Below are 394 nucleotides of genomic sequence, written 5' to 3'. Positions count from 1 at the left end.
CCTGTCCGATCAGCGTTCCACCCGTGTGCGGCGGCGCGCGTACAGCAACGCGGCACCACCGAGAATGACCCCGGCCACACCGGTTCCGAAGCCGGCGATGTTCATCGGGGTCACATCGGAGCCGTCCTCATCGGCCCCTCCGTCATCGCTCCCGTCGCCGTGGCCCGCAGCGGCGTCCGGCGCGTCGTCGTCGCCGTGGCCATCGTTCTCGGCCTCGCCGATGGTCACGGTCGGCGCCGGATTCTCCAGCTCGTGCGGGTCCTCGCCGTCGTCGGCGAGCTCCACCCAGGCCGTCTCGCCCTCCTCACATGTCTGCACCACCGGGAAGGCGAGCGTCTCCCCTGGTTCGTCCGGCAGCGAGACGGACAGCTCAAACGTGTCCCGCAGGTCGTCC

The 394-nt window shown here is 70.6% G+C and carries 1 protein-coding gene; it reads right to left on the bottom strand.

Features of this window, described 5'->3' with window-relative positions:
- Nucleotides 1–9 precede the first annotated feature (9 nt).
- Nucleotides 10–394 (bottom strand): DUF1775 domain-containing protein (locus ELR45_RS26110; RefSeq protein ID WP_165368108.1); only part of this gene is annotated, 385 nt, incomplete at its 5' end.

Source organism: Phytoactinopolyspora endophytica (assembly GCF_004138495.1).
Lineage (GTDB): Bacteria > Actinomycetota > Actinomycetes > Jiangellales > Jiangellaceae > Phytoactinopolyspora > Phytoactinopolyspora endophytica.
This window is presented reverse-complemented; position numbering and strand designations above follow the sequence as displayed.